General features: G+C 66.0%; 21 protein-coding genes. 10 read left to right on the top strand and 11 right to left on the bottom strand.

Annotated features, from left to right (window positions below; all coding sequences use genetic code 11):
- Position 1 precedes the first annotated feature (1 nt).
- The 5 genes from ACZK33_RS16535 to prmB form a co-directional block, all read right to left on the bottom strand.
- Positions 2–2,056 carry a FimV/HubP family polar landmark protein gene (locus ACZK33_RS16535; RefSeq protein WP_423173776.1) on the bottom strand — a complete coding sequence of 685 codons (2,055 nt, stop codon included), beginning with the start codon at positions 2,054–2,056 and terminating at the stop codon, positions 2–4.
- A 148-nt stretch (positions 2,057–2,204) separates the two neighbouring features.
- Positions 2,205–3,233, bottom strand: coding sequence for an aspartate-semialdehyde dehydrogenase (locus ACZK33_RS16540; protein WP_012511725.1), 1,029 nt, complete (start codon positions 3,231–3,233; stop codon positions 2,205–2,207).
- Positions 3,234–3,325: 92 nt separating this feature from the next.
- Positions 3,326–4,363, bottom strand: a complete 1,038-nt coding sequence (locus ACZK33_RS16545; RefSeq protein WP_423173775.1) for a 2-hydroxyacid dehydrogenase — start codon at positions 4,361–4,363, stop codon at positions 3,326–3,328.
- Positions 4,356–5,459, bottom strand: coding sequence for a chorismate synthase (gene aroC / locus ACZK33_RS16550; RefSeq protein ID WP_423173774.1), 1,104 nt, complete (start codon positions 5,457–5,459; stop codon positions 4,356–4,358). Before aroC ends, ACZK33_RS16545 begins: the two co-directional genes overlap by 8 nt.
- Positions 5,456–6,385, bottom strand: coding sequence for a 50S ribosomal protein L3 N(5)-glutamine methyltransferase (gene prmB, locus ACZK33_RS16555; RefSeq protein WP_032128243.1), 930 nt, complete (start codon positions 6,383–6,385; stop codon positions 5,456–5,458). Before prmB ends, aroC begins: the two co-directional genes overlap by 4 nt.
- 122 nt (positions 6,386–6,507) lie before the next feature.
- On the opposite strand from prmB, the gene ACZK33_RS16560 reads away from it, so the two are divergent.
- Both ACZK33_RS16560 and asd read left to right on the top strand, forming a co-directional pair.
- On the top strand, positions 6,508–7,158 hold the full coding sequence (locus ACZK33_RS16560; RefSeq protein WP_423173773.1) for an SCO family protein: 651 nt from the start codon (positions 6,508–6,510) through the stop codon (positions 7,156–7,158).
- The gene (gene asd, locus ACZK33_RS16565) at positions 7,155–7,997 is read left to right on the top strand and encodes an archaetidylserine decarboxylase (protein ID WP_006381472.1); all 843 of its coding nucleotides are present in this window, start codon (positions 7,155–7,157) and stop codon (positions 7,995–7,997) included. Before ACZK33_RS16560 ends, asd begins: the two co-directional genes overlap by 4 nt.
- Positions 7,998–8,088: 91 nt before the next feature.
- On the opposite strand, the gene ACZK33_RS16570 is transcribed toward asd, so the two are convergent.
- On the bottom strand, positions 8,089–8,436 hold the full coding sequence (locus ACZK33_RS16570; RefSeq protein WP_032128242.1) for a ribonuclease E inhibitor RraB: 348 nt from the start codon (positions 8,434–8,436) through the stop codon (positions 8,089–8,091).
- Between the two features lie 24 nt (positions 8,437–8,460).
- Positions 8,461–10,065 carry a transglycosylase SLT domain-containing protein gene (locus ACZK33_RS16575; RefSeq protein ID WP_071228772.1) on the bottom strand — a complete coding sequence of 535 codons (1,605 nt, stop codon included), beginning with the start codon at positions 10,063–10,065 and terminating at the stop codon, positions 8,461–8,463.
- A gap of 122 nt (positions 10,066–10,187) precedes the next feature.
- On the opposite strand from ACZK33_RS16575, the gene ACZK33_RS16580 reads away from it, so the two are divergent.
- Positions 10,188–11,693: a helicase HerA-like domain-containing protein gene (locus ACZK33_RS16580; protein WP_279912817.1), complete on the top strand. Its 1,506-nt coding sequence runs from the start codon at positions 10,188–10,190 to the stop codon at positions 11,691–11,693.
- A 78-nt stretch (positions 11,694–11,771) separates the two neighbouring features.
- Entirely contained in the window at positions 11,772–12,278 is a 507-nt protein-coding gene (gene greB, locus ACZK33_RS16585; protein WP_032128239.1) for a transcription elongation factor GreB, read from the top strand.
- A 158-nt stretch (positions 12,279–12,436) separates the two neighbouring features.
- Here greB and ACZK33_RS16590 read toward each other — a convergent pair whose 3' ends face one another.
- Both ACZK33_RS16590 and rimO read right to left on the bottom strand, forming a co-directional pair.
- A complete protein-coding gene (locus tag ACZK33_RS16590; protein ID WP_423173772.1) occupies positions 12,437–13,273 on the bottom strand; it encodes a DUF3025 domain-containing protein in 837 nt (278 codons plus the stop codon).
- Entirely contained in the window at positions 13,270–14,631 is a 1,362-nt protein-coding gene (rimO, locus tag ACZK33_RS16595) for a 30S ribosomal protein S12 methylthiotransferase RimO (protein WP_049398716.1), read from the bottom strand. Before rimO ends, ACZK33_RS16590 begins: the two co-directional genes overlap by 4 nt.
- A 203-nt stretch (positions 14,632–14,834) precedes the next feature.
- Between rimO and ACZK33_RS16600 the strand changes: the two genes are divergently transcribed.
- Genes ACZK33_RS16600 through ACZK33_RS16610 form a run of 3 tightly spaced genes read left to right on the top strand, consistent with a single transcriptional unit; the run spans position 14,835 to position 16,108 of the window.
- Positions 14,835–15,506: a dienelactone hydrolase family protein gene (locus ACZK33_RS16600; protein WP_154264097.1), complete on the top strand. Its 672-nt coding sequence runs from the start codon at positions 14,835–14,837 to the stop codon at positions 15,504–15,506.
- Complete coding sequence (locus tag ACZK33_RS16605; RefSeq protein WP_010483023.1) at positions 15,503–15,925, top strand: HIT domain-containing protein; 423 nt, start codon at positions 15,503–15,505, stop codon at positions 15,923–15,925. Before ACZK33_RS16600 ends, ACZK33_RS16605 begins: the two co-directional genes overlap by 4 nt.
- Before the next feature lie 15 nt (positions 15,926–15,940).
- The gene (locus ACZK33_RS16610) at positions 15,941–16,108 is read left to right on the top strand and encodes a LiaI-LiaF-like domain-containing protein (protein WP_005418011.1); all 168 of its coding nucleotides are present in this window, start codon (positions 15,941–15,943) and stop codon (positions 16,106–16,108) included.
- A gap of 96 nt (positions 16,109–16,204) precedes the next feature.
- Here ACZK33_RS16610 and dcd read toward each other — a convergent pair whose 3' ends face one another.
- Positions 16,205–16,777, bottom strand: coding sequence for a dCTP deaminase (dcd, locus tag ACZK33_RS16615; protein WP_010483020.1), 573 nt, complete (start codon positions 16,775–16,777; stop codon positions 16,205–16,207).
- A 77-nt stretch (positions 16,778–16,854) separates the two neighbouring features.
- Positions 16,855–17,709, bottom strand: coding sequence for an iron-sulfur cluster carrier protein ApbC (apbC, locus tag ACZK33_RS16620; RefSeq protein ID WP_026347084.1), 855 nt, complete (start codon positions 17,707–17,709; stop codon positions 16,855–16,857).
- A 214-nt stretch (positions 17,710–17,923) separates the two neighbouring features.
- Between apbC and ACZK33_RS16625 the strand changes: the two genes are divergently transcribed.
- From ACZK33_RS16625 to ACZK33_RS16635, 3 genes are all read left to right on the top strand, one after another.
- Positions 17,924–20,713: a TonB-dependent receptor plug domain-containing protein gene (locus ACZK33_RS16625; RefSeq protein WP_329893969.1), complete on the top strand. Its 2,790-nt coding sequence runs from the start codon at positions 17,924–17,926 to the stop codon at positions 20,711–20,713.
- Between the two features lie 342 nt (positions 20,714–21,055).
- Complete coding sequence (locus ACZK33_RS16630; protein ID WP_049460709.1) at positions 21,056–23,863, top strand: TonB-dependent receptor domain-containing protein; 2,808 nt, start codon at positions 21,056–21,058, stop codon at positions 23,861–23,863.
- Positions 23,864–24,031: 168 nt separating this feature from the next.
- Positions 24,032–26,059, top strand: coding sequence for an alpha/beta hydrolase family protein (locus ACZK33_RS16635; RefSeq protein ID WP_423173771.1), 2,028 nt, complete (start codon positions 24,032–24,034; stop codon positions 26,057–26,059).
- The last annotated feature ends 54 nt before the right edge of the window (positions 26,060–26,113 follow it).

Raw genomic sequence — 26,113 nt, forward strand, 5'->3', positions numbered from 1 at the left:
GTCACGGCAGGCGGGCCAGCAGTTCGCGGGCCTGGGCCTGGCTGTGCAGGTCACCGCCTTCGGCGACTTCCAGCAACAGGGTGCGCGCCGTCTGCGCGTCGCCCAGATCGAGGTAGGCAATGGCCAGTTCCAGGCGCTCCTGACCGGCACGTGGCGACCAGCCGGCGTCGCCGGCAGGCGCGGCCGCGCTCGACGCGATGTCGTCGGAATGAGAGGCCTCGATGCTGCCATGGTCGATGCCGTCGATGGCTTCGGGATGAGCGGCATCCGCCGGCGCCTCGTTGTCATGCGCGTCGGCCGGCAGATCGAACACGCCGCGGAACTGCGGCTGCTGTTCGGCATGCAGTGCGTAGTCCGGCACCGCCACGTCGGCCGGCGCCTGCGGTACAACGCGTTCGTCCTGCAGCGGCGCGGCGACGACAGCCTCGTCGGCGGTGGTTACGGAATCGTCCCAGCGCGGCAGATCGGTCACCGCTTCGGGCAAGGCCACCGCGTCCTCGTCGCGCAGCGTGTCGGCCTGCCAGTCGGCCCGTACCGCGTGCTCGACGACGGGTTCGGCGACCACTACGTCGTGCACTTCGGTTTCGGTCGCCCAGTCGGGCATCGCCGGTTCCTGGCGGCCGTTGCCGGCAACAGCCGATGACCACGAGGACTGCTCGGCCAGCGTATCCAGCGCCGCACCCGCTGGCACCGCTGCGGCCAGGCCGGCGGCATCGTCTTCCTCACGCAGCGGCGGCAGCGGCGACGGCTTGCGACGACGCAGCAGCCAGGCGGCGCCCGCCGCCAGCAGCAGCACCGGCAGCCCCAGCCAGTACCACGGCGTTGCCGCATCGCGGGCATCCGGTGCCTGCGCCAGGCGCTGCTGCGCGGCGGCCAGGTCGTTGTCCTTCATCGCGATCAGCGACTGCTGCTGTTCCTTGAGCTTTTCCAGGTCGGCCACGCGCTGCTTCAGCTCGCCGATCTCGGCATCGCGGGTGGCGATGTCCTCACGCGCCTGGCGCAGTTGTTCGTTGCCCAGCATGTCACCCTCGCTGCCGGCAGCGGTGCCGGTGGTTGTGCCCGCGTGCGCGGCGTCGGACGCCAGCGCCGGGGCGATCTCAAGTCGTGCCCCATTGGCCGCAGCCGGGGAAGAAGCGTTCGTGGCTGCCGCCTTGGCAACCGGTGCGGCCATGCCCACCGGTTGCGGCACGGTACGTGCCTGCCGCCATTGCGCGGCATGCTCGCGCACGAGCGTCGCCGCTTCGGCAGCGTCGACCGCAGCAAGCGCATCACTGCCGGGCATGCGCAGCACCGCACCCTGCTTGAGCAGGTTGACGTTGCCGCGGATGAAGGCTTCGGGATTGGCACGCAGCAGGGCGATCATCGCGCGGTCGCGACTGACCTGGTTGCCACGTGCCACCGCACTGGCGATCTCCGACAGGGTCTGCCCGCGCTGCACGGTGATGCTGCCATCGGCCGCCGGTGCAGCAACTGGCGCGGAGGCCGCACGCGGGCGTGCCGGTGCTGGCGCCACCGCTGGTGGCGGCGTCGTGGGCGTCTCTGCTGCTGGCACCGAAGCCGGTGCAGGTTCGCGCACGATGGTATTGGAGAGCGTACCGGCCGGCGCGACGATTTCCGGCTCGGCCACGGCCAACGCACTGGGCGGCGCATCGACCAGTGCCGAGTACTCACGCACCAGGCGGCCCTGGCCCCAGTCGGCTTCGATCAGGAAGCTGAGCGACGGCGTCTCCACCGGCGCCTGCGAGGTGACGCGCACCACCGCCCTGCCCTGCGTGTCGCGGGTCAGTTCGAACTGCAGTTCACTGACCAGTCCGGTAGGCCGCTGCAGGCCGACACGTTCGAAGGTGACCGGTGAGGCCAGCGCCACGCGCAGGTTTTCCAGTTCGGACGGATCCGCCGAGACCACCGGGATTTCGGCCAGCAGGGGCTGGCCCGGCTTGGACAGGACCCGGATGTCGCCCAACCCCAGGGCAAGCGCCGAACTGCTGGCCAGGGCGAGCAGTGCGGCGGACAGATAGGTGAGCGGGCGCTTTGCGCCCTTGGCCCGTTTATTCATGGGCGACACTATAAAGCGTGCGGACCGGGGTCCGCACCCACCGATGGGAGACCTTCGGTAATGCCGGCCGCTGGCCGGCATACACGCACGCCCCCATCACGGCAATACCGGCCAGCGGCCGGCACTACCGATGAGGCAACCGCTGTGATCAGCGCTGCTCGGCGGCGACCAGCTCGGCCAGCTGCACGGCATTCAACGCCGCGCCCTTGCGCACGTTGTCCGACACGATCCACAGGTTCAGGCCGCGCGGGTGCGACAGATCCTCACGGATGCGGCCAACGTACACCGCGTCGGTGCCCGACGCATGCGTGACCGGGGTCGGATAGCCGCCAGCCTCGTGGCGATCCACCACTTCGATGCCCGGCGACTGCTCCAGCAGCGCGCGCGCTTCTGCGACGGTCACCTTGTCGCGGGTCTCGATCGCGACCGACTCGGAGTGGCCGTAGAACACCGGCACCCGCACTGCAGTCGGGTTCACCAGGATGCTGTCGTCACCGAGGATCTTGCGGGTCTCCCAGATCAGCTTCATCTCTTCCTTGGTGAAGCCATTGTCCTGGAAGTCGTCGATGTGCGGGATCAGGTTGAAGGCGATCTGCACCGGGAAGCGCTGCGGATCGATTTCCTGGAAGCTCAGCAGCTGGCCGGTCTGCTTGCCCAGCTCCTCGGTTGCCGAACGGCCACCGCCGGACACCGACTGGTAGGTGGAGACGTTGATGCGCTCGATGCCGTACTTGCGATGCAGCGGCGCCAGCGCCACCAGCATCTGCATCGTCGAGCAGTTCGGGTTGGCGATGATGCCGCGCGGACGGTTGGCGACCTGCTCCGGGTTGACCTCGGACACCACCAGCGGCACGTCATCGTCGTAGCGGAAGGCCGAGGAGTTGTCGATCACCACCGCACCGGCGGCGGCGAACTTCGGTGCGTATTCCTTGGACACGCTGCCGCCGGCCGAGAACAGGGCGATCTCGACGCCGCTCGGATCGAAGGTGGCCAAGTCCTGGACCTTGACCTTCTGGCCGTTGAATTCGATCTCGCCACCGGCCGAACGCTCGGAGGCCAGGACGCTCAGGGTACCGACCGGGAAATCACGTTCGGCCAGGATCGACAACATGGTCTCGCCGACCGCACCGGTGGCACCGACGACGGCGACGTGGAAACTGCGCTGTGCATTGCTCATGGGGGAAACTCTCACGAAAACGGGGATGGGGAAAAAACACGCACGACAGCTGGGTTCGGGGAACCTCCTCAAGCGGGGCGCGCGGAGGTTCCCTATCGTTTCCCGGTTTTTTTGCCCAGAGTCACGCGCGCGGCCATCGCCGCGTCAGCGTTGATCGCGCTCGGCATGCGCGACGGGCCGCCGTCCAGGCCGAGCCCGGCAACCAGATTATCCACGGCCAGCTGTACCATCGCCGTGCGCGTGGCCAGCGAGGCGCTGCCGATGTGCGGAGTGAGCACGACGTTGCGCAGCGCCAGCAGTTCGGGGCGTACCTTTGGCTCGCCTTCGTACACATCCAGACCCGCTGCAGCAAGGCGGCCGTTGGCCAGCGCATCGGCCAGCGCGATCTCATCGACCAGGCCGCCGCGGGCGATGTTCACCAGCGTCGCCGACGGCTTCATCTTCGCCAGTGCGGCGGCATCGATCAGGTGATGCGAGGCCGGGGTATACGGCAGCACCAGCAGCAGGTGATCGGCCTGCGCCAGCAGCGTATCCAGATCCACATACGAAGCGCCGACAGCGGCCTCGGTGTCGGCCGGCAGGCGCGAACGGTTGTGGTACAGCACCTTCATGCCGAAACCATGCGCGCCGCGGCGGGCGATGCCCTGGCCGATGCGGCCCATGCCGAGGATACCCAGCGTGCTGCCGTGGATGTCGGCACCGAGCATGGTCTGGAACGACCACTGCTGCCACTGGCCTTCGCGCAGCCAGCGCTCGGATTCAGTGATGCGGCGCGCGGTGGCCATCAACAGAGCGAAACCGAGATCGGCGGTGGTTTCAGTCAGGACGTCCGGGGTATTGCTGGCGAGGATGCCGGCCGCGCTGAGCGCGTCGACGTCCAGGTTGTTGTAGCCGACACCGACATTGGCGATCACCTGCAGCTGAGCGGCGCCGGCCACCTGGGCCGCACCGATGCGCTCGTTGAGGGTGATGATGGCGCCGTCGGCGCTGGCCAGCTGTTCGGCGATCTGGTCGGGCGACCACGCGGTGACGGTGTCGGTGCTGCGCAGCTGCACGCGATCGCGCAGCGGCGCGATGGCCGCGTCGATCAGCGGCTGGCTCACCCACACGGTCGGCCGCGTGTCAGCCATCGATCTGCCCGGGAATGCGCGGGGTGATCGTGCCGACATCGCCGCACTGCGCGCGATGACGCAGCGCCTGGTCCATCAGCACCATCGCCACCATCGCCTCGGCGATCGGAGTGGCGCGGATGCCGACGCAGGGATCGTGGCGACCGGTGGTGACCACCTCGACCACGTTGCCGGCCGTGTCCAGCGACGGGCCCGGCAGGCGCAGGCTGGAGGTCGGCTTCAACGCGATCGACGCGACCACCGGCTGGCCGGTGGAAATGCCACCGAGGATGCCGCCAGCGTGGTTGCTGGCAAACCCCTGAGGGGTCAGCAGGTCACGGTGTTCGGTGCCCTTCTGTGAGGCGCTGGCGAAACCGTCGCCGATCTCAACGCCCTTCACCGCGTTGATGCTCATCAGCGCGGCGGCCAGGTCACCGTCGAGCTTGCCGTAGATCGGCTCGCCCCAGCCTGGCGGCACGTTGTCGGCCACCACGTCCACGCGCGCACCGACCGAATCACCGGACTTGCGCAGCGCATCCATGTACGCCTCCAGTTCCGGCACCTGTGCGGCGTGCGGCCAGAAGAAGGGATTGTCTTCCACCGCCGACCAGTCGAAACCGGCCGGGGTGATCTCGCCCAGCTGCGACAGGTAGCCGCGCACGGTCACGCCGAAGCGCTCGGCCAGCCATTTCTTGGCGACTACGCCGGCGGCCACGCGCATGGTGGTCTCACGCGCGGAAGAACGGCCGCCACCGCGCGGGTCGCGGATGCCGTACTTGTGCCAGTAGCTGTAGTCGGCATGGCCCGGCCGGAACTGCTGGCCGATGTTGGCGTAGTCCTTGCTGCGCTGGTCGGTGTTGCGGATCAGCAGGGCGATCGGCGTGCCGGTGGTCAGGCCCTCGTACACGCCGGACAGGATCTCGACCTCGTCCGCCTCGCGGCGCGCTGAGGTGTGCCGGCTCTTGCCGGTAGCGCGACGCTGCAGGTCGTGGGCGAATTCGGCCGCGTCCAGCGCCAGCCCCGGAGGGCAGCCATCGATCACGCAGCCGATGGCCGGCCCGTGCGACTCGCCGAACGTGGTGACGGTGAACAGCTTGCCGAACGAATTGGAACTCACGGGCGCTGCGCCGCCAGTTCGGTGATGCGCGCGCTGTGGGCGATCAGCTCGCGGCATTCGACCGCGAAGATGCCCATCTGGCCGACCTTGAATTCGATCCAGGCGAAGTCGACTTCCGGCAGCAGCTTGATCAGGTGCTGCTCGGATTCGCCCACTTCACAGATCAGCAGACCGTCTTCGCTCAGGTGCAGCGGCGCATCGCGCAGGATCTTCAGCACCAGGTCCAGGCCGTCGTCGCCGGCACGCAGGCCCATCTCCGGCTCGTAGGAGTATTCCTGCGGCAGGGCATCGGTCTCGTCGTTGGTGACGTACGGGGGGTTGGTGACGATCAGGTCGTAGTGGCGACCGGTCAGGCCGTTGAACAGGTCCGACTTGAGCAGGGTCACGTTGTGCGCCTGCAGGCGTTCCTTGTTTTCCTCGGCCAGCGACAGCGCGTCGTCGCTCAGGTCGACACCGTCCACTTCCCAGTTCGGGTAATAGTGGCCCATGGCGATGGCGATGCAGCCCGAACCGGTGCACAGGTCCAGCGCACGGCTGACATCGCGGCCGGCCAACCACGGCTCGAAGCCGCACTCGATCAGTTCAGCGATCGGCGAGCGCGGCACCAGGGCGCGCTTGTCGCTCTTGAAGCTCAGACCGGCGAACCAGGCCTCACCGGTCAGGTAGGCGGCCGGGATGCGTTCGTCGATGCGGCGCTGGAACAGTTCCAGCACACGCACCTTCTCTTCCTGCAGCAGGCGCGCCTGGCCGTACGCCGGGCCGAGGTCGTGCGGCAGGTGCAGGCTGTGCAGCACCAGCTGGGTGGCCTCGTCCAGCGCGTTGTCGTAGCTGTGCCCGAAGGTCAGTCCGGCTTCGTTGAAACGGCTGGTGCCGTAGCGGATCAGATCGATGATCGTGTGGAGTTCGGCGGCCGTTTCAGCGGTCATGGCGGTACTGCGGGCAAAGTGGCCCCCGATTATAGGTGCTGACGCCCGCGGCGGCATCCGTTGCGGCAGAAACGATCGGGCCGCAGCCGGTATGATGGAGCCCACTTCGCGCGGGGGCTCCCATGTTCAATCGCAACGCCGGCATCATCCTGCTGATCGCCCTGGCGGCGGGTCTCGGCCTGCTGGCCGCCCAGCAGGTGTTCGCGCCGAAGCCGCCGGCCAATGCCCCGGCCACCGAAGCGATCACGCTGTACCCGCAGCCGCGCGAACTGCCCGACTTCAATCTGGCCCAGTCCGACGGCACCCGCCTGATCCCGGGCGAACTGAAGGGTCACTGGACCCTGGTGTTCCTGGGCTTCACCTTCTGCCCGGACGTCTGCCCGACCACCCTGGCCGAGCTGGCCGGCGTGCAGAACCAGTGGGAAGCCCTGCCCGACAGCCTGCGCCCGCGCGTGCTGTTCATCTCGGTCGACCCGGACCGTGACAGCGCCACCCGCCTGGGCGAGTACGTGCACGGCTTCCACAAGGACACCCTGGCCGCCACCGCCGACGTTCCCTCGCTGGAGCGCTTCGCCACCTCGCTGGGCTTCGTGTTCCAGAAGGTGCCGGGCAAGCACTTCGACGAGAATCCCGAGGATTACACCGTCGAGCATTCGGCCAGCCTGGCCGTGCTCGACCCGCAGGGCCGCCTTGCCGGCCTGGTGCGCCCCCCGTTCAACGCGCCGGCCATTGCCCGCGACCTGCAGAAGCTGACCGAGAAAACCGCCCCATGAGCCTCACCACCGCCCTGACGTACGCCCTGCCCCACCGCCTGCTGTCCTCGATGGCGCGTTCGCTGGCGTACTCGGACGATCCGCGCGTGTCGCGCTGGCTGATCGACACGGTCACCCGCAAGTTCAACGTCAATCTGGACGAAGCGGCCAACCCGGACCCGCGCAGCTATGCCACCTTCAACCAGTTCTTCACCCGTGCGCTGAAGCCGGGCGCGCGCGTGGCCGATGCCGATCCGCGCAGCCTGGTGATGCCGGCCGATGGCCGCATCAGCCAGCTCGGCAGGATCGAAGCCGGCCGCATCTTCCAGGCCAAGGGCCAGTCGTTCACCGCCGCCGAACTGCTGGGCAGTGACGAGGATGCCAAGCCGTACAACGACGGCCTGTACGCCACCGTGTACCTGTCGCCGCGCGACTACCATCGCGTGCACATGCCGTGGACCGGCACCCTGCGCGAAACCGTGCACGTGCCGGGCCGCCTGTTCAGCGTCGGCCCGGCCGCCGTCAACGGCGTGCCGCGCCTGTTCGCGCGCAACGAACGCCTGGTCTGCCATTTCGACACCAGCTTCGGCCCGATGGTCAGCGTGATGGTCGGTGCGCTGCTGGTGTCCGGCGTGGAAACCGTGTGGAGCGGCGAAGAAATTCCGGCCTACGGTGACCGCATCACCCGCAAGGACTACCGCGGCCAGGGCATCCAGCTGGAGCGCTTCGCCGAGATGGCGCGCTTCAACTACGGCTCGACCGTGATCGTGCTGCTGCCGCCGGGCGTGGCCGAGTTCGCCCCGCAGCTGGGCGCTGAAAGCCCGGTGCAGCTGGGCCAGGCGCTGGCGAAGCTGCGCTGAGGCTTCGGTAGTGCCGGCCGCTGGCCGGCATCTCCGTTGATCCAATGCGACGAGCATTGCCGGCCAGCGGCCGGCACTACCGGCACGCGCGTTACTGCAGGGCTGGGGCCGGGCCGACGTCCATGCCGTCGTAGTCTTCCACGCCCTTTTCCGCGGCCAGGGCAGCGAATTCCTGATTGCGGCGGTCCAGCGAGGCTTCGTCGTGGATCTCCACACGCTCCACGTGCAGCACGTGGAACGGCGCGTCGCCCTCTTCCGGCTCCTGCTCGAACAGTTCCACGAAGGTGTAGCCCTGCGCCTGCAGGTGCTCTGCCAGTGCCTGCAACGGCTCAGCAGTGGAGTGCACGAAGAAGTACCCCCACAGCAACGGGCCGTTGATGTCCCAGTCGGTGTTTTCGCGGAGGTTGGCGAACAGGTTGCGGGTGTCTTCGAGATCCATGTGGGTTCCAGAGGTCGTGGGGGATTACTTGTCGCAGCCCTGCAGCTTCAGCGTCTGGCCGTGGCGCAGGCTGTAGGCCGGGGCCTTCAGGCCGTTGGCGCGGGCCAGGGTCGGCACGTCGCACTGGAACTTCGCGGCAATGGCGCCCAGGGTCTCACCCCGGCCCACCTTGTGGCTGCGCACCGGCTTCGGCCGTGCCGCCGGGCGCGGCGTGGCTACCGGAGCGACCGGTGTGGTCGGCACGCTGGTGGAGGCCGCGGCGTCGGCCACCGGCACCACGCCGCCCACGGCCACGCTGCCGGTGTAGCTGGCGGCGGTCGGGCGCTTGATCGCCGCGTTCAGATCGGCGGTGATCAGGGTGCGGGCCAGGTCGGCACGCGGGCCACTGACGCAGTTGCGCTGGTACAGGCCGGCAATGCGGGTGGTGGCGTTGATCAGCGTGCCGGCCGGAATCCAGCCATCGGCCTCATAGCGCGGGTTGAGATTGCGCAGCGCGCGCATGTAGCCATCACGGGTGCCGTGGCTGCCCAGGCAGATGGTCAGTTCGTAGATGGTGGTGGACTTGGCCAGGCGCAGCGTGGCCGGCTGCGCACTGATCTTCGGCAGCTCCACGCCGTACTGCTGCGGGTGCAGGAAGATCCAGGCCGCGGCGATCACCATCGGCACGTAGTCCTTGGTTTCACCGGGGAACTGGTTGTAGACGCTGTCGGTCCAGAAGCTCTGGCCACCACTCTGCTTGAACACGCGCGCGGCGCGGCCTTCGCCACCGTTGTAGGCGGCCACCGACATTTCCACGTTGTTGTTCAGTTCGCGCAGGCGCTCGTTGAGGTAACTGGCGCTGGCCTCGGCGGCGCTGCGTGCATCGAAGCGCGTGTCGAAGCCGGTGCCGTCCGGGCCCAGACCGAAGCGGCGGCCGGTGGCCGGCATGAACTGCATCAGCCCGGCGGCGCCGGCACGCGAGGAGGCATGCACACGGCCGTTGGACTCCTTGGCCATGATGCCGAACAGCAGCGCCTCCGGCAGACCACGCTTTTCCCACTCCGGCCACATCACCGCGCGCAGGTTCTGGTAGTTCTCGTAGCTGGTCAGCAGCGCCGGGCGCATGTCGGTCAACCAGCGGCGGATGCCGGCCTGCACGGCGGGGTTGTACTCGACCATGGTGTCGAAGGCATGCCGCTTGTCGTTGAGCAGCGCTGCAGCGCGCGCGGCCTCCGGCACATCGGCGGTAAGCGGGCCGATATGGTCGGGGTCGGCTTCCAGGCGGTCACCACCCTCATCGGCCACGTCATCGCTGGCAGCGGCATCAGCATCATGCTTGAGCAGGCGCTTGTAGCTGGCCAGCAGGGTGCCCATCTGGCAACCCTTCTGCTTCACGCAGTCGTTGAGGACATCTTCCATGTCCTCCAGCGCGGCGTCCGCCTCGTTGCTGCCCTTGGGGTCGGCATTGGCGACCAGCAGCAGCGCATCGCTGTAGCGCTTCTCGGCGGCGGTCATGCGCTGCTGCAGCGCATCCACCTTCACCTTGTCCCGGGCCGAAACCCGCTGCGCATGGGCGTCGGGCGCCAGGGAAACCAGGCCGGCCAGGGCCAGCAGCGGCCAACCGCGGGAAATCAGGACAGGAACGGGCATTGATGGCACTGTGTGCGAAACAGGCAGGCAGAGTAGCGGCGCCGCCAAGGTCCGGGCAAGCCGACCTTCGGCCCGTCACCGCCGGCGGTTAACATTGGGCTATTCACCACAAGGGCTGGACCATGGATCCGATTCTGCTCGGCAAAGGCATCACCGACGATATTGCCGTCACCCTGCTGCCGAAACTCGGCAACCGCCACGGCCTGGTGGCCGGCGCCACCGGTACCGGCAAGACCGTGACCTTGATGACCCTGGCCGAGGGCTTCTCGCGGCTGGGCGTGCCGGTGTTCCTGGCCGATGTGAAGGGCGATGTGTCCGGCCTGGCCGTGCCCGGCACCGGTGCCGAGAACCTGCTCAAGCGCGCCGCCGAGATCGGCGTGGCCGACTACGCGCCGGCCGCCAGCCCGACCATTTTCTGGGACCTGTACGGCAAGCTCGGGCACCCGGTGCGCACTACGGTCAGCGAAATGGGCCCGACCCTGCTGGCACGCATCCTCGAGTTGAACGACACCCAGGCCGGGGTGCTCGATATCGTATTCAAGCTGGCCGACGATCGCGGCCTGCTGCTGCTGGACATGGACGACCTGCGCGCCCTGCTCGGCCTGGTTGCCGAGGAACGCAAGGACATCTCCACCGAGTACGGTCTGGTCAGCGCGCAGTCGATCGCTGCGATCCAGCGCTCGGTGTTGCGCCTGGCACAGGATGGCGGCGAGAACTTCTTCGGCGAACCGGCCTTGGAACTGGCCGACATCATGCGGGTCAATCACGACGGCCGCGGCGTGATCGGCATCCTCGCCGCCGACCAGCTGGTGCTCAAGCCCAAGCTGTATTCCACCTTCCTGCTGTGGCTGCTGTCGGAGCTGTTCGAGCAGCTGCCGGAGGTGGGCGACCTGGACAAGCCGAAGCTGGTCTTCATCTTCGACGAGGCCCACCTGCTGTTCGACGACGCACCGGCCTCGCTGGTGCAGCGCATCGAGCAGGTGGTGCGCCTGATCCGCTCCAAGGGCGTCGGCGTGTATTTCTGCTCGCAGTTCCCCGACGACGTACCGGGCAACATCCTCGGCCAGCTCGGCAACCGCGTGCAGCACGCACTGCGTGCGTTCACCCCGCGCGACCAGAAGGCGGTGAAGACCGCTGCCGAGACCTTCGTGCCGAATCCGAAGCTGGACGTGGCCAAGGTACTCAGTCAGCTCGGTACCGGCGAAGCACTGGTCTCCACGCTGCAGGACAAGGGCGTGCCGATGCCGGTGCAGCAGACGATGATCGCACCGCCGCGCTGCCGGATGGGGCCGATCACCGAGGCCGAGCGCGCCCAGGTGCGTGCCGGCAGCCCGGTCGGCAGCCGCTACGACACCGCGATCAACCGCGAATCGGCCGCCGAGCTGCTGGCCCAGCGTGCGCAGAAAACAGTCGAGCAGGCGCAGGCTCCCGCCGCCCGCAGCCGCGAGCAGGACGAAGCGCAGGAAGGCGGTTTCGGCCAGGCGATCAAGGATGCGATCTTCGGCACCAAGCGCCGCCAGGGCATGATCGAGACCATGGCCAAGCAGACCACGCGTACCGTTGGCACCAAGCTGGGCAACCAGATCGTGCGCGGCCTGCTGGGGGGCATCTTCGGCGGCAAACGCTGACCTGCCCTCCCGGGGTCGGAGGCCTTTCCTGCGGAAAGGATCCGGCCCCATCGTTCCCCTGAAAAGAAGTCGCACCACATGTCGCGTTGGCGTCCCCCTGCAGAAAAGAGTACCGCCCTGATCACCGCCTCCGGCCACGCCCGGTTGAAGGCCGAACTGGATGAGCTGTGGCGTGTGCGCCGCCCGGAGGTGGTGAAGGCGCTGGCCGCCGCTGCCGCGGAAGGCGACCGCTCCGAGAACGCCGAGTACACCTACCGCAAGAAGCAGCTGGGTGAAATCGACCGCCGCGTGCGCTACCTGACCAAGCGGCTGGAATCGCTGCGCGTGGTCGACACCACGCCGACCGATCCGCAGGCGGTGTTCTTTGGTGCGTGGGTGGAACTGGAGAACGTGGACAGTGGCGACACCAGCCGCTATCGCATTGTCGGCCCGGATGAGACCGACGCAGGCCTGGGTTGGATCAGCATCGATTCACCACTGGCACGCGCACTGCTGAAGAAGCGGCTGGATGATGAATTCTCGGTGGAGCTGCCCGGCGGCCAGTTCACCTTTGCGGTGATCGGGGTGGAATACGAGCCGTTGTAGAGTCGACTGTCAGTCGACTACCGCGCGAAGCGCGGCACAAACCTCCGCAGCCGGACCGCAAACGTACCACGATCCTCAATCGCGGTTGATGACTCGCCGAAGCCATCTGTCAGGCGTTCACGGCCTCGGAACGAAGAGCAGTCGACTGACAGTCGACTCTACATAGCCCCGTGCAACGGCGGCGGATACTGGCGGCCGGCACGCAACGGGCGGAAGTACTCGGCATCTGCATAGAAGTCGGCGTCCTGTCTCTCGTGCCAGCCCGGAACTCCAGCCAACGGCAGCGGACGCAACTGCAGGGGATCGGTCACTGCCCTGCCTTCGGCGATGGCCGCGGTCACTGCGTCAACGCAGGTGACATCGGCTTTGCCGTGCACCACCACGCACTTGCCCACCAGCCGGCGGCCCGGCAGCAGCGCCTGCTCCATCAGCGCGTGCCCGAATACCGTAGCGATGGCGATGTCGCCGCTCAGCCAGTGTCTCGATTCGAACAGCGCACACCAGTCGTGCACATCCCAGGCAGCCAGCAGCGTGTGATCGCGCACACGCACGATCACGCCGGTTTCGTCGAACTGGGTCAGTGCCGCCTGCGCGCGGTTGCGCTGGCCCGGCGGCATCGCCTCGATATGCCGGCACTGCTGCGCATTGAGCGCCTGCTTGAGCTGCGGGTAGTGGGCCCACACCAGTGCGTTGAACAGGTCATGCCAGTTGTCGGCGCGGGTGGCGATGCGGCCCTGTGCGATGCGGGCTTCGTAGTGCAGGCCGTCGGCCAGCAGCGTGGCATCCTGCTCGGCCAGCTGCTTGCCCGGTAGCGCGAGGCGTGCCTCGAGCGCTGCAATGGACGGCCACGCCGGGCCTTCCAACAGATCACGAACGTCGCGCAATCCGGCAAACACCGGGTGCCCGAACACCTGTGGATCGACCGCCGCACGCGGCGGCGGCACGAAACGGCGGACGCTGCTGCCGTCACCGGCCGCGGTCGTCGCCGCGGTCACAGCATCTTGAGATCGAATGCCGGGCGGGTGGCGGCCGGCAGCGCGTCACCGTACAGGTCGTGCTCGTCGCTCTCGGTGATGTCCACGTCGACGAACTCACCCACGCGCAACGGCACCTGGTCGGCATTCTGGATGTGCACCAGGCCATCGATCTCCGGGGCATCGGCCTTGGAACGGGCCACCGCGATATCGCCTTCGATGGCGTCGACCAGGCACTGCTGCACGGTGCCGATCTTGGCCTCCAGGCGCGCAGCGGAAATCTGCGCCTGCTTTTCCATGAAACGGGCCAAGCGCTCCTGCTTCACTTCCTCCGGAACCGCATCCGGCAGGTCGTTGGCGGTGGCACCCTCGACCGGCGAATAGGCGAACGCGCCGACGCGGTCCAGCTGCGCTTCGTCGAGGAACGACAGCAGCTCTTCAAATTCGGCCTCGGTCTCGCCGGGGAAGCCGACGATGAAGGTGGAACGCACGGTGATGTCCGGCGCGATACGGCGCCAGTTCTGCACGCGCTCCAGGGTCTTCTCGACCGCGCCGGGGCGCTTCATCAGGCGCAGGATGCGTGGGCTGGCGTGCTGGAACGGGATGTCCAAGTACGGCAGGATGCGGTTTTCGGCCATCAGCGGCACCACCTCGTCCACGTGCGGGTACGGGTAGACGTAGTGCATGCGCACCCACGCATCCAGCTCGGACAGGCCTTCGCACAGCGCCTTCAGGCGGGTCTGGTAGGCCTTGTCACGCCACATCTTCTCGGCGTACTTCACGTCCACGCCATAGGCCGAGGTGTCCTGCGAAACCACCAGCAGCTCGCGCACGCCACCACGCACCAGGCGCTCTGCTTCACGCAGCACTTCATCCACCGGGCGCGAGACCAGCTTGCCGCGCATCGACGGAATGATGCAGAAGCTGCACTTGTGGTTGCAGCCCTCGGAAATCTTCAGGTAGGCATAGTGACGCGGGGTCAGCTTGATGCCGTAGTCGGGCACCAGGTCCACGAACGGATCGTGCTTGGGCGGCAGCGCTTCGTGCACCGCTTCCATCACGCTCTGGTAGTCCTGCGGGCCGGACACCGCCAGCACGTTGGGGTACGCCTCGCGGATCTGCTCCGGGCGCTTGCCCAGGCAGCCGGTGACGATGACCTTGCCGTTCTGGTTCATCGCCTCGCCGATCGCGTCCAGCGACTCGGTCACCGCCGAATCGATGAAGCCGCAGGTATTGACCACCACCACGTCGGCCGAATCGTAGGACGGCACGATGTCGTAGCCTTCCGAGCGGAGCTGGGTAAGGATGCGTTCGGAATCGACAAGGGCCTTCGGGCAGCCAAGGCTGACGAAGCCGACTTTGGGGTTCAGCTGGGACATGGAATCGCGGGACTCTGGGGGCCTGGGCCCCTGCCGTCGTGGCAGGGGTTCCTGGGGGCCGGGGCCTGAAAGGGCGCCAGTATACCGGGGTTGGCGGCCGCGCTCTGAATGGCCAGCCGCCCGATCCCGCACAGCCGCTGACACCGCGCTAACCCACGCAGCGCCGACAATGCGGTTCTGTTCCCCGCAACGAGATGGAAACGATGGCCGAGTGGATCACCCTGGATACGCATCACGGCCCGGTACGGGCCTGGCACGCCCTGCCGGAAGGCACCCCGCGTGGCGGGCTGGTGGTGGTGCAGGAAATCTTCGGCGCCAACCCGCACATCCGCGGCGTGGCCGAGCGCTTCGCGGCCGAAGGCTATGCGGTGCTGGCGCCGTCCTTTTTCGACCTGATTGACGGCACAGAAGCCGATCCGGATGCCCTGCCCTACGACGCCGACGGCGTGAAGCAGGGCCTGGAACGGGTGACTGCACTGGGCATGGAGAAGGCGCTGGAGGTGGTCCGTGCCGCAGCGACCCGGCTGGCCCCCTACGGCAAGGTCGGCACGGTGGGCTACTGCTGGGGCGGCACGGTGGCGATGCTGTCGGCCCTGCGTCTGGGCCTGCCCTCGGTCAGCTACTACGGTGCGCGCAACGTCCAGTTCCTGGATGAGACACCCAAGGCCCCGGTGATCTTCCACTTCGGTGCCCAGGACAAGAGCATCCCGCCGGAGGCCGTGCAGGCCCATCGCGAGAAGCTGCCGCAGATGGCCACCTTCGTCTATCCGGCCGACCACGCCTTCAACCGGGAGGTCGGACATGCGTATGATCCAGACAGCGCCACCCTGGCGCTGCAACGCACCCTGGACTTCTTCTCGGAGCATCTTGGATGAGCGATTTCGAACTCGATTCACGCCTGGCCACCGATAGCGTGCTGGTGGCGGAAGGACCGTTGTCGCAAGTGCGGCTGATGAACGACGAACGATTCCCCTGGCTGGTGCTGGTACCGCGCCTGGCCGGGGTGACCGAGTGGATCGAGCTGGACGGCGAGCAGCAGGACAAGCTGCGCACCGAGCTCAACCGCGCCTGCAAGGCCCTGAAGGGCGCCGACGGGGTGGAGAAGATCAATATCGGTGCGCTGGGCAACATCGTGCGCCAATTGCATTTCCACGTGATCGGCCGCCATGACGGCGACCCCGCGTGGCCGGGCCCGGTCTGGGGCAGTGGCCCCGCGCACCGCTACGAGCCGGGTGCGCTGGACCAGCATGTCGCCTACTGGAAGGAACGGCTAGGATATCCAGCCCAGTCCTGAGCGTTTGCCGACCCGATGCGATTCAACCTCGTTGCCGCCGTCCTGCTGATCCTGATCGGCCTGTTCATGCTCGCCAGCAACCTCGGCTGGACGCACCTGAACCTGTCCAAGCTGCTGTTGACCTGGTGGCCGGTGGCACTGGTGGGCGTGGGCATCGCGATGCTGTTCGGTCGCGGGAAATAAGCTGGCGCCGGGCCATGCCCGGCGAGCGCAGCGTGTGGCCGCACCCATGAAAACGCCGGGCATGCCCGGCGTTTTCGTCATGCGATGGCGCGCCGCTCAGGTCCGCGGCAGGGTCACGCCGGTCTGGCCCTGGTACTTGCCGCCACGATCACGGTACGACGTCTCGCAGATGTCATCGGCGGCCGCCTGGAAGAACAGCATCTGCGCCACGCCTTCATTGGCGTAGATGCGCGCTGGCAGCGGCGTGGTGTTGCTGAATTCCAGGGTGACGTGGCCTTCCCACTCCGGCTCCAGCGGGGTCACGTTGACGATGATGCCGCAGCGCGCGTAGGTGCTCTTGCCCAGGCACACCACCAGGGTGTCGCGCGGGATGCGGAAGTACTCCACGGTGCGCGCCAACGCGAAGCTGTTGGGCGGGATGATGCATTCATCGCCGACGATATCCACGAAGCTGCCCGGATCGAAGTGCTTGGGATCGACGATGGTCGAGTTGATGTTGGTGAACACCTTGAACTCGCGCGAGCAGCGCACGTCGTAGCCGTAGCTGGAGGTGCCATAGCTGACGATGCGCTCGCCGTTGGCCTGCTTGACCTGCCCGGCCTCGAACGGCTCGATCATGCCGTGCTGCTCGGACATGCGGCGGATCCAACGGTCACTCTTGATGCTCATGCTTTGTCCTGGGGTACGAGGGGGCGCGAGGATTCTAGCAGGGGGCCGGGCGTCGCCGGCGGCCCCTGCCCTGGCACTTACAGCAGCGACGACAGGATCGGGATCGAGGCACGCGGACGCTTGCCAACCTCCTCGATCAGGCGCTGGGCGGCATGGCGGTAGGCCTGGGCCGGGACCGAATCCGGCTGGGCCACGGTGATCGGGGTACCGGAATCGCCCTGCTCGCGGATGCCGATCTGCAGCGGCAACGAACCCAGCAACGGCACGCCGTACTGCGCGGCCATGCGCTCGCCGCCGCCCTCGCCGAAGAGGTGCTCGACATGCCCGCAGCTGCTGCAGGTATGCACCGCCATGTTCTCGACGATGCCGAGCACCGGCACCTCGACCTTCTCGAACATCTTCAGCGCCTTCTTCGCATCCAGCGTGGCGATATCCTGCGGGGTGGTGACGATCACCGCGCCGGCCAGCGGGATCTTCTGGGTCAGGGTCAGCTGGATGTCACCGGTGCCCGGTGGCAGGTCGATCAGCAGGTAGTCCAGGTCATCCCACAGGGTGTCATTGAACAGCTGGGTCATCGCCGAGGTGGCCATCGGTCCACGCCAGATCATCGGCGTGTCTTCTTCGATCAGGTAGCCGATCGACATGGTGTCCACGCCGAACGCACGCAGCGGCTCGATGCTCTTGTTGTCGGGGCTTTCCGGGCGACCGGACAGGCCCAGCATGGCCGGCACGCTCGGCCCGTAGATGTCCGCATCAAGCACGCCCACGCGTGCGCCGAGCTGCTGCAGGGCCACGGCCAGATTGACCGCAGTGGTCGACTTGCCGACGCCGCCCTTGCCCGAACCAACCGCGATCACGTTGCGGATGCGGGCATGCGGCGTAAGTCCCTTCTGGACCTGGCTTGCATGGGGACGGCGGGGAGAACTGTTCACAACGAGCACCGGCGGGGTCAGGGGGAATAACCGAGCATCATACAAGCTGGACGTAACCTGACTGAAATTCAGGATTGCTACAGATTCGTGCACAGATTGTTAAGTTCATGTTACGTTCGACCCGCACTGTTTTGGGCTGCGGAGCTGGCATTTCCAGCCCGCGCGATGGCGCATGCGCAGTGCCGTTTTTGTTTTTGCTCTCCAATGGAACTACATGAACTACGTAAGCAACACCGCACGTCGCAACACGCTCGCCGTCGCCCTGATTTCCGCTCTGATGGCCGCCGCCCCGGCAATGGCCCAGGACAAGGCGACCAACCTGGACAAGATCACCGTCACCGGTTCGCTGATCCCGCAGACCCAGGTTGAAACCCAGACCCCGGTGATGTCCATCACCGCCCAAGACATCCAGACCCGCGGCTTCAGCAGTGTTGCTGAAGTGCTGCAGCAGTCGTCGCTGACCACCGGCGGCCTGCAGGGTGGCCAGACCTCGGGTTCGTTCACCCAGGGCGCCGAAGCTGCCGGCATGTTCGGCCTGAACCCGGGCTACACCAAGTACCTGATCAACGGCCGCCCGATGCTCTCGTATCCGGCGCTGTACAACGGCAGCGAAACCTTCAACAACATCAGCGGCATTCCGATCGACATCGTCGAGCGCATCGAAGTGCTGCCGGGCGGCCAGTCCTCGCTGTACGGCTCGGACGCAATCGCCGGTGTGGTCAACATCATCCTGAAGGAGCGCATGGACGGCGGCACCATGACCCTCCGTGGCGGCACCTACACCGAAGGCGGTGGCAGCAACATCCGCTTCAGCGCCGCCAAGGGCATCAACGCCTTCGATGACCGCTTCCATGCACTGTTCAACGTGCAGATCGAGAACGGCAGCCCGATCTGGGGCTACCAGCGCGACATCACCCGCCAGAACAACCCGGTCGGCTACACCGCCCAGGTTCCGTCGAACGACTTCGCCGTCATCACCAACGCTGACAACAAGCTGCTGATGATGGACCCGAGCCGTTGCGCGAACGTCGCTGGGCTGTATGACGGCACCACTGTGGTCGGCCAGCGCCCGTCGGGCGAGTCCTGCGGTTCGGTGTACAGCGCCGGCTACAAGACCCTGAAGAACGGCAAGAACAGCGGCCAGTTCTACTCGTCGATGACCTTCGACGTGAACGACAACTTCCAGCTGTTCGCCGATGTGCTGTACAGCAAGGAAAAGACCGAGTTCACCTCCGGCTCCAGCGCCCTGTGGTGGGGCACCAAGTCGGTCATGGGCGGCTTCTACGACCAGGGCCTGGGCAAGGTCGTGAACCTGCAGCGCGCCTTCGCGCCGGAAGAAATCGGCCCGGGCCACTACAACAACATCATGAACTCCGACGAAAGCCGTGCCTACCAGGTCACCCTGGGCGGCAAGGGCATGGTCGGCGACTGGGACTACAGCGCCAGCTTCACCCGTGGTGAGTACCGCCTGGACCAGAACCGCTTCGTGCGCTGGAAGGACAAGATCGAAGATTTCTTCGGCCAGACCGTGCTGGGCCCGCGCCTGGGCACCTCGGCTGGCGGCTTCGGCATCTACAACCCGGACTACGCGGCCTTCTACTCGCCGATCACTCCGGACCAGTTCGCCAGCTTCACCGGCTACGGTACCCATCGCAGCAAGACCTGGCAGAACCTGGGCCGCGTGCAGGTGACCAACGGCTCGCTGTTCAGCCTGCCGGGCGGTGACGCTGGCCTGGCCGTCGTGCTGGAAGGTGGCAGCGAAGGTTGGGACTACTCGCCGGACCAGGCGTTCGTTGATGGCAATGTGTGGGGCACCACCGCCGTCGCCGGTGCCGGCCACCGCAGCAACTATGCGGTCACCAGCGAGCTGCGCATGCCGCTGCACGACAAGCTGACCGTCAGCGCGTCGGGCCGCTATGACGCCTTCAAGATCGCCGATAAGACCGTCGACAAGGCCACCTACAGCATCGGTCTGGAATTCCGTCCGATCGAGAGCCTGCTGCTGCGTGGCAAGTACGGTACCGCCTTCCGCGCGCCGACCCTGTCCGATGCCTTCCAGGGCATGAGCGGTTCGTACTCGTCCGGCCAGAACGACTACTACCGCTGCAGCCAGCTGGGCTACGGCCTGCGTGACGAGGCCTGCTCGTTCTACAAGAACACCTCGGTGTACAGCGAAAAGTCCGGCAACCCGGACCTGAAGCCGATCACCGCCGACGTCTGGAGCGCAGGCGTGGTGTGGGCCCCGGTCAGCAACTTCTCGCTGTCGGCCGACTACTACAACTGGAAGATCAAGAACGAGGTCAAGACCCTCAGCAGCGACCAGCTGCTGCTGGCCGAGTACCAGTGCCACAACGGCCTGCCGAACAACACCTCGGCCAGCTGCGGTGACGTGACCAACTGGGTGTCCCGCGATGCCGGTGGCAACCTGACCCGCGTGTACACGCCGAAGCTCAACGTTGCCAGCCAGAACCTGGAAGCGGTGACCGTGGCGGCCAAGTACCAGCAGGATATCGGCCGCTTCGGCTCGCTGATGTTCTCCGGCAACTACACCAACATGCTGAAGCGTGAAGTGCAGCCGATGCCGGGTGCCGCCAAGCTGGATCTGCTGAGCGATCCGTACAACATGTGGTACTACGACAACTTCGCCAAGGTCCGCGGCGATCTGTCGGTGGCCTGGAACATCGCCAAGTTCACCACCACCGTGTACGCCAACTACGTCGGCAGCACCCCGAACTACCTGGCCTACACCGGCCGCAGCTACGGCTACGTCCACTCCTCCGGCGCCAAGGCCGGCAAGTGGGGTTCGTACACCACGTACAACCTGAGCATGAACTACCAGGCACAGGAAGATCTGGTCCTGTCGGTGATGGTCAACAACGTGTTCAACAAGCTGCCGGAAGGCCAGCGCTACAACTACCCGGGCAACGAATCGACCCCGTTCAATGACGGCTTCTACAGCGTCTACGGCCGCCAGATCTCGGCCCAGGTCAAGTACAACTTCTGATCCCGTCGTTTTCCGGACTTCGTGTCTGGACCAGGCCCCGCTTCGGCGGGGCCTTTTTTTTGGTTCCAGGAAGCCTTCGGTAAAGCATTGATGCAGAAGCAGCAAATGCACTACGAAAGAATGCCCTTCATATCGCCATCTTTTGAAACACTCCAAAACAATTGGCGTTAGTCATTGATATATCGCCATTTTTCAGGCAAAAGCCCGATTGACGAAATGACGATCGTGTGTTCCCTGCGTTAAGTGCGTGTTACGGTCCGCCTGAATGGAATGCAACTGAACAGATCGTTAAGCCGACACGGAAGCCGGTAGCCAAGACATCGCTAACTACGGGGATTTTCCATGTCTCGCCATCGTTCCACACTCTCGCGCCACCCACTGACGCTCGCCCTGCTCGGCACACTGCTCGCCTCCGGCACGGCCCTGGCGCAAAGCGGCAATGCACCGACCCAGCTTGACCGCGTGACGGTCACCGGTTCGCTGATTCCGCAGACCGAGATCGAGAACCACACGCCGGTCCTGACCGTGACCGCAGAGGACATCCAGACCCGCGGCTTCACCAGCGTTGCCGATGTCCTGCAGCAGTCCTCGCTGTCCACTGGCGGCCTGCAGGGTGGCCAGACCTCGGCCTCGTTCACCCAGGGCGCCGAAGCCGCCGGCATGTTCGGCCTTAGCCCGGGTTACACCAAGTACCTCATCAACGGCCGCCCGATGCTTTCATATCCGGCGCTGTACAACGGCGGCGATACGTTCAACAACATCAGCGGCATTCCGATCGACATCGTCGAGCGCATCGAGATCCTGCCGGGCGGCCAGTCCTCACTGTATGGCTCCGATGCGATCGCTGGCGTGGTCAACATCATCCTCAAGGAACGCATGGATGGTGGCGTCCTCAACGTCCGTGGCGGCGCCTACAGCGAAGGCGGCGGCAACAGCTTCCGCTTCAGCGGCGCCCGCGGCTTCAATGGTGTCGATGACCGCTTCCACGCGCTGGTCAACGTGCAGTACGAAAAGACCAGCCCGATCTGGGGCTACCAACGCGATCTGACCAAGGTCAACAATCCCGACGGCTACAGCCCGCAGTACGTCTCCAACGATTTCCTGGTGCTGCTGCCGGCCAACAACAACCGTTACGCGATGATGGACCCGAACCTGTGCGCCAACGTCGCCGGGCAGTTCGATGGCACCACCGTGCTCGGCACCCGGCCCACCGGCCAGGCATGCGGCTCGACCTATGGCACCGGCTACAAGACCATCAAGAACGGCAAGGAAAGCGCGCAGATCTACAGCTCTGCCACCTTCGACGTGAATGACAATTTCCAGCTGTTCGGCGATGCGCTGTACAGCCTGGAAGAGGTCAAGTACGCGACGGGTTCCGGCTACACCTGGTGGGGCACCTCTTCCGGTTGGGGCCGCTTCTACGACCAGGCCAGCGGCCAGTACATGAACCTGCAGCGCGTGTTCGCCCCGGAAGACATCGGCGGCGCCGGCTACCGCGACATCATGAACACCGACCGCAACAAGGCCTATCAGGTGACGCTGGGCGGCCGCGGCACGGCCGGCAACTGGGACTACAGCCTCAGCTTCACCCGCGGCGAGTACAAGCTGACCGAGCGCAATTTCGTGCGCTGGAATGACCCGATCAACGATTACTTCGAACAGCGCGTGCTCGGCCCGGTGCTGGGAACCACCAGCACCGGCTACGACATCTACAGCCCGAACTGGGAAGCCTTCTACGCGCCGCTGCCGGCCGGTGACTTCCAGACCTTCACCGGCTACAGCTACAGCCAGAGCCGCACCTGGCAGAACCTGGCCCGTGCACAGGTCACCAATGGATCACTGTTCAAGCTGCCCGGCGGCGACGCCGGCCTGGCCGTGGTCGTTGAAGGTGGAAGCGAAGGCTGGGACTACAGCCCCGATCCGGGCCTGATGGATGGCAGCGTCTGGGGCACCACGGCGGTCTCCGGTGCTGGCCACCGCAGCAACTATGCGGTGACCGGCGAACTGCGCCTGCCCCTGCATGACATGCTGACGGTGACCGGTTCCGGTCGCTACGACGCCTTCAAGATCGGCAGCAACACCGTCGACAAGTCCACCTACAGCATCGGCGTCGAGTTCCGTCCGATCGAAAGCCTGCTGTTCCGCGGCAAGTACGGTACGGCGTTCCGCGCTCCGACGCTGTCCGACGCGTTCCAGGGCCGTAGCGGCTACTACGCCAACGGCTCCACCGACTACTACCGCTGCGGCCAGTTGGGCTACGACCCGGCCAACACCACCGGTTGCCCGTATGACAGCGTCTCGGTGTTCGGCACCCGCGCCGGCAATCCGGACCTGGAACCGATCACCGCCGACGTCTGGAATGCAGGTGTTGTGTGGGCACCGATCAACAACCTGTCGCTGTCGGTGGACTACTACAACTGGAAGATCAAGAACGAGGTCGATACGCTCAGCTCCGACCAGCTGCTGCTGGCTGAGTACTACTGCCGTGGCGGCCAGGCCAACAACACCTCGGCCAGCTGCCAGAACGTCAACGACTGGATCACCCGCGATGCGTCCGGCGTGCTGGACGAGATCTATACCCCGAAGATGAACGTCGCCCGCCAGAACCTGGAAGCGCTGACCGCCAGCTTCAAGTACGTGCACGACATGGGCCGCTTCGGTTCGCTTCAGTTCTCGGGCAACTACACCGACATGCTCAAGCGCGAACTGCAGCCGCAACCGGGCGATGAGTTCCTGGACCTGCTGCGTGACCCGTACGCGATGTGGGTGTACGACTCGTACGCCAAGGTGCGCGCCGATGGTTCGGTCGGCTGGGCCAAGGACAAGTGGACCACCACCCTGTACGCCAACTACATTGGCAAGACGCCGAACTACATGGCGTACGTGGGCAATGGCTACGACTACGTCCACAGCTCCGGCTACAAGGCAGGCAAGTGGGGCTCCTACACCACTTACAACCTGAGCGTGAACTACCGTGCGTTGGACAACCTGACCCTGTCGCTGATGGTCAACAACGTGTTCAACAAGATGCCGGACAACCAGCGCTTCAGCTTCGCCGGCACCAGCGGCCAGCCGTACAACAATTACCTGTACAACGCCTACGGGCGTGCCATCTATGTGCAGGCCAAGTACGAGTTCGGCGATCACTGATCCAGGCCCTTGCCGCACCAAAGACCCCGCCCCGGCGGGGTCTTTTTTTGCTGGCCGTCCCTCCAGGGCGTGACGCGCGCCCGGGCATTCACGCCAAGTTGACTGGATTCACGTCTTCGTTCATCTTCAGGTCATATTGATGTGCCCGCCACAAGGACCCTGCCGACCATGGAACTGCGCTTGTCCCCCGCCCGCCTTGGCGCCGCCGCACTGGCGGCGCTGTGCATTGCCCCTGCCCTCGCAAGCCCTCTGCCAGCCGAGGATTTCGCCAAGATCCCCACCATCCAGTCGGTCACCATGAGCGCCGACGGCAAGCAGCTGGTCGCGATCGTCGCCGCGCCCGGCAGCGACAACAGCGATACCGCCCTGGCCAACTGGAACCTGGATAACCTCGGCGCCGGTCCGGTCGCCATCACGCCATCCGGTGACCGGATGAAGTTCATCGCGGCAAGCGCACTGAAGGCGGGACGCAACCTCGTCATCGGGCGCCAGGAATGGACAGGCAAACTCGGCGGCTGCGGTGAAGGCAACAGTACGGGAGCCACCAAGACCTTCCTGACCAAGGCCTACCTCACCGACGCCACCCAGACCAAGTTCGACGAGGCGTTCGCCAACAACACCCGCACGCTCGGGGTCAGCCCCGAGACCCTTCGCTGCCTCGAACTTGCGGGTACCGCCTCGCTCGTCCATGGGCTGCCGCTGGATGCAGACAGGGTCATCATCAGCCAGCTCAATGAGGCCACGCTGCAGGCCAACTACTACCGCTTCAACCTGCGCACGGGCCAGACCGAACTGCTGTTCAAGGGCAGCTCCCGCACGTCACCCGGCCTGTTCCATCCCCGCACAGGTGAAGTCCTTACCCAGACCCAGGTCGAATCCGCCGGCTCCGACGATTTCGAACAACGCATTCTGATCAAGAACAGCGCCGGCCAGTTCGAAGTGCACGCCCCCCTGACCACCCGACTGAGCGAACGCTATACGGTGGAAGTCGTCGGCATAGACGATGACAGCGGCAAGCTGTACGTGCTGACCGACCAGTTCTCGGATCTGGTGCAGGCGCGACTGTACGATCCTGCCAAAAAGGAGTTCGACAAGGAGCCTCTGGCCGCCCATCCGTCCTTCTCGATCAGTTCACTGATCCTGGGCACGCGCAAGAGCAACTTCAACCAGGTCCTCGGCTTCTATATCGACGGTCCGCAACGACAGGCCGTGTACGTGGATCCGCAGATGAAGGCCCTGCAGGAGGGCCTGCAGAAAGCCTATCCCGGCCTGAGCATCTACATCACCGGCTACAACGACGACCTTTCGCGCGTCCTGTTCACCACGGAAAGCAACCGCAACCCGAAGAGCTACTTCATCCTGGCCGATCGCAAGGATGTCGTGCCACTCGGCAATGAGCGCCCCTGGGTGGACAGCAAGCAGATCGGTGAACAACGCTGGGTGACCTACACCGCACGCGATGGGCTGCAGATTCCAGCGATTCTGGATCTCCCGCCGGGCTGGAAGCAGGGCGACGGCCCGCTGCCGGCACTCGTTCATCCGCACGGCGGGCCGTGGGCACGCGACTACACCGGCTGGGATGCATCAGGCTGGGTGCCGTTCTTCACTTCGCGCGGCTACGCCGTGTTGCGCCCTCAGTACCGCGGCAGCGCCGGCCTTGGCCGCAAGCTCTGGCTGGCAGGTGACGCCGAGTGGGGCCAGAAGATGCAGGACGACAAGGATGACGGCGCCGCCTGGCTCGTCTCACAGGGCATCGCCGCCAAGGACCGCATCGCGATCTTCGGCTATTCCTACGGCGGCTTCGCGGCTGCCGCCGCGACAGTGCGCAGCCCCTCCCCCTACCAGTGCGCCATCGCTGGCGCCCCGGTCACCGATCTTGGCCGGCTGGGCACCTCCTGGAGCCAGAACCGCCTGCAACGCATTCTGCAGGGGCGCACGGTGAAGGGCATGGACCCGATGCAGAACACTGCGAAGGCCACGATTCCTCTGCTGACCTTCGTCGGCGACCGTGACGTACGCACGCCGTCCTTCCATGCGAGGAACTTCTACAACGGCGTACAGGGCAAGGTCCCAGCCCGGTTCGAGCTGATCCCCGACATGCCGCACAGCATGCCGTGGTACCCCGCGCACTTCCGGACGACATTGACGCTCATGGCCGACTACCTGAGCAAGGATTGCGGCCCCGGCGGCCTCTGATCCCTCCCCGGGCACCCTCGCTTTCACCAAGCCCCTGCCGGCCAGGCAGGGGCT

It is taken from the genome of Stenotrophomonas sp. 86156_Sma (assembly GCF_056481625.1).

Excerpts from the sequence above, each read along its gene's own strand:
- ACZK33_RS16535 (WP_423173776.1), bottom strand. The coding sequence starts at position 2,056 with ATGAATAAACGGGCCAAGGGCGCAAAGCGCCCGCTCACCTATCTGTCC.
- ACZK33_RS16540 (WP_012511725.1), bottom strand. The coding sequence starts at position 3,233 with ATGAGCAATGCACAGCGCAGTTTCCACGTCGCCGTCGTCGGTGCCACC.
- ACZK33_RS16545 (WP_423173775.1), bottom strand. The coding sequence starts at position 4,363 with ATGGCTGACACGCGGCCGACCGTGTGGGTGAGCCAGCCGCTGATCGAC.
- prmB (WP_032128243.1), bottom strand. The coding sequence starts at position 6,385 with ATGACCGCTGAAACGGCCGCCGAACTCCACACGATCATCGATCTGATC.
- ACZK33_RS16560 (WP_423173773.1), top strand. The coding sequence starts at position 6,508 with ATGTTCAATCGCAACGCCGGCATCATCCTGCTGATCGCCCTGGCGGCG.
- asd (WP_006381472.1), top strand. The coding sequence starts at position 7,155 with ATGAGCCTCACCACCGCCCTGACGTACGCCCTGCCCCACCGCCTGCTG.
- ACZK33_RS16570 (WP_032128242.1), bottom strand. The coding sequence starts at position 8,436 with ATGGATCTCGAAGACACCCGCAACCTGTTCGCCAACCTCCGCGAAAAC.
- ACZK33_RS16575 (WP_071228772.1), bottom strand. The coding sequence starts at position 10,065 with ATGCCCGTTCCTGTCCTGATTTCCCGCGGTTGGCCGCTGCTGGCCCTG.
- ACZK33_RS16580 (WP_279912817.1), top strand. The coding sequence starts at position 10,188 with ATGGATCCGATTCTGCTCGGCAAAGGCATCACCGACGATATTGCCGTC.
- greB (WP_032128239.1), top strand. The coding sequence starts at position 11,772 with ATGTCGCGTTGGCGTCCCCCTGCAGAAAAGAGTACCGCCCTGATCACC.
- rimO (WP_049398716.1), bottom strand. The coding sequence starts at position 14,631 with ATGTCCCAGCTGAACCCCAAAGTCGGCTTCGTCAGCCTTGGCTGCCCG.
- ACZK33_RS16600 (WP_154264097.1), top strand. The coding sequence starts at position 14,835 with ATGGCCGAGTGGATCACCCTGGATACGCATCACGGCCCGGTACGGGCC.
- ACZK33_RS16605 (WP_010483023.1), top strand. The coding sequence starts at position 15,503 with ATGAGCGATTTCGAACTCGATTCACGCCTGGCCACCGATAGCGTGCTG.
- ACZK33_RS16610 (WP_005418011.1), top strand. The coding sequence starts at position 15,941 with ATGCGATTCAACCTCGTTGCCGCCGTCCTGCTGATCCTGATCGGCCTG.
- dcd (WP_010483020.1), bottom strand. The coding sequence starts at position 16,777 with ATGAGCATCAAGAGTGACCGTTGGATCCGCCGCATGTCCGAGCAGCAC.
- ACZK33_RS16625 (WP_329893969.1), top strand. The coding sequence starts at position 17,924 with ATGAACTACGTAAGCAACACCGCACGTCGCAACACGCTCGCCGTCGCC.
- ACZK33_RS16630 (WP_049460709.1), top strand. The coding sequence starts at position 21,056 with ATGTCTCGCCATCGTTCCACACTCTCGCGCCACCCACTGACGCTCGCC.
- ACZK33_RS16635 (WP_423173771.1), top strand. The coding sequence starts at position 24,032 with ATGGAACTGCGCTTGTCCCCCGCCCGCCTTGGCGCCGCCGCACTGGCG.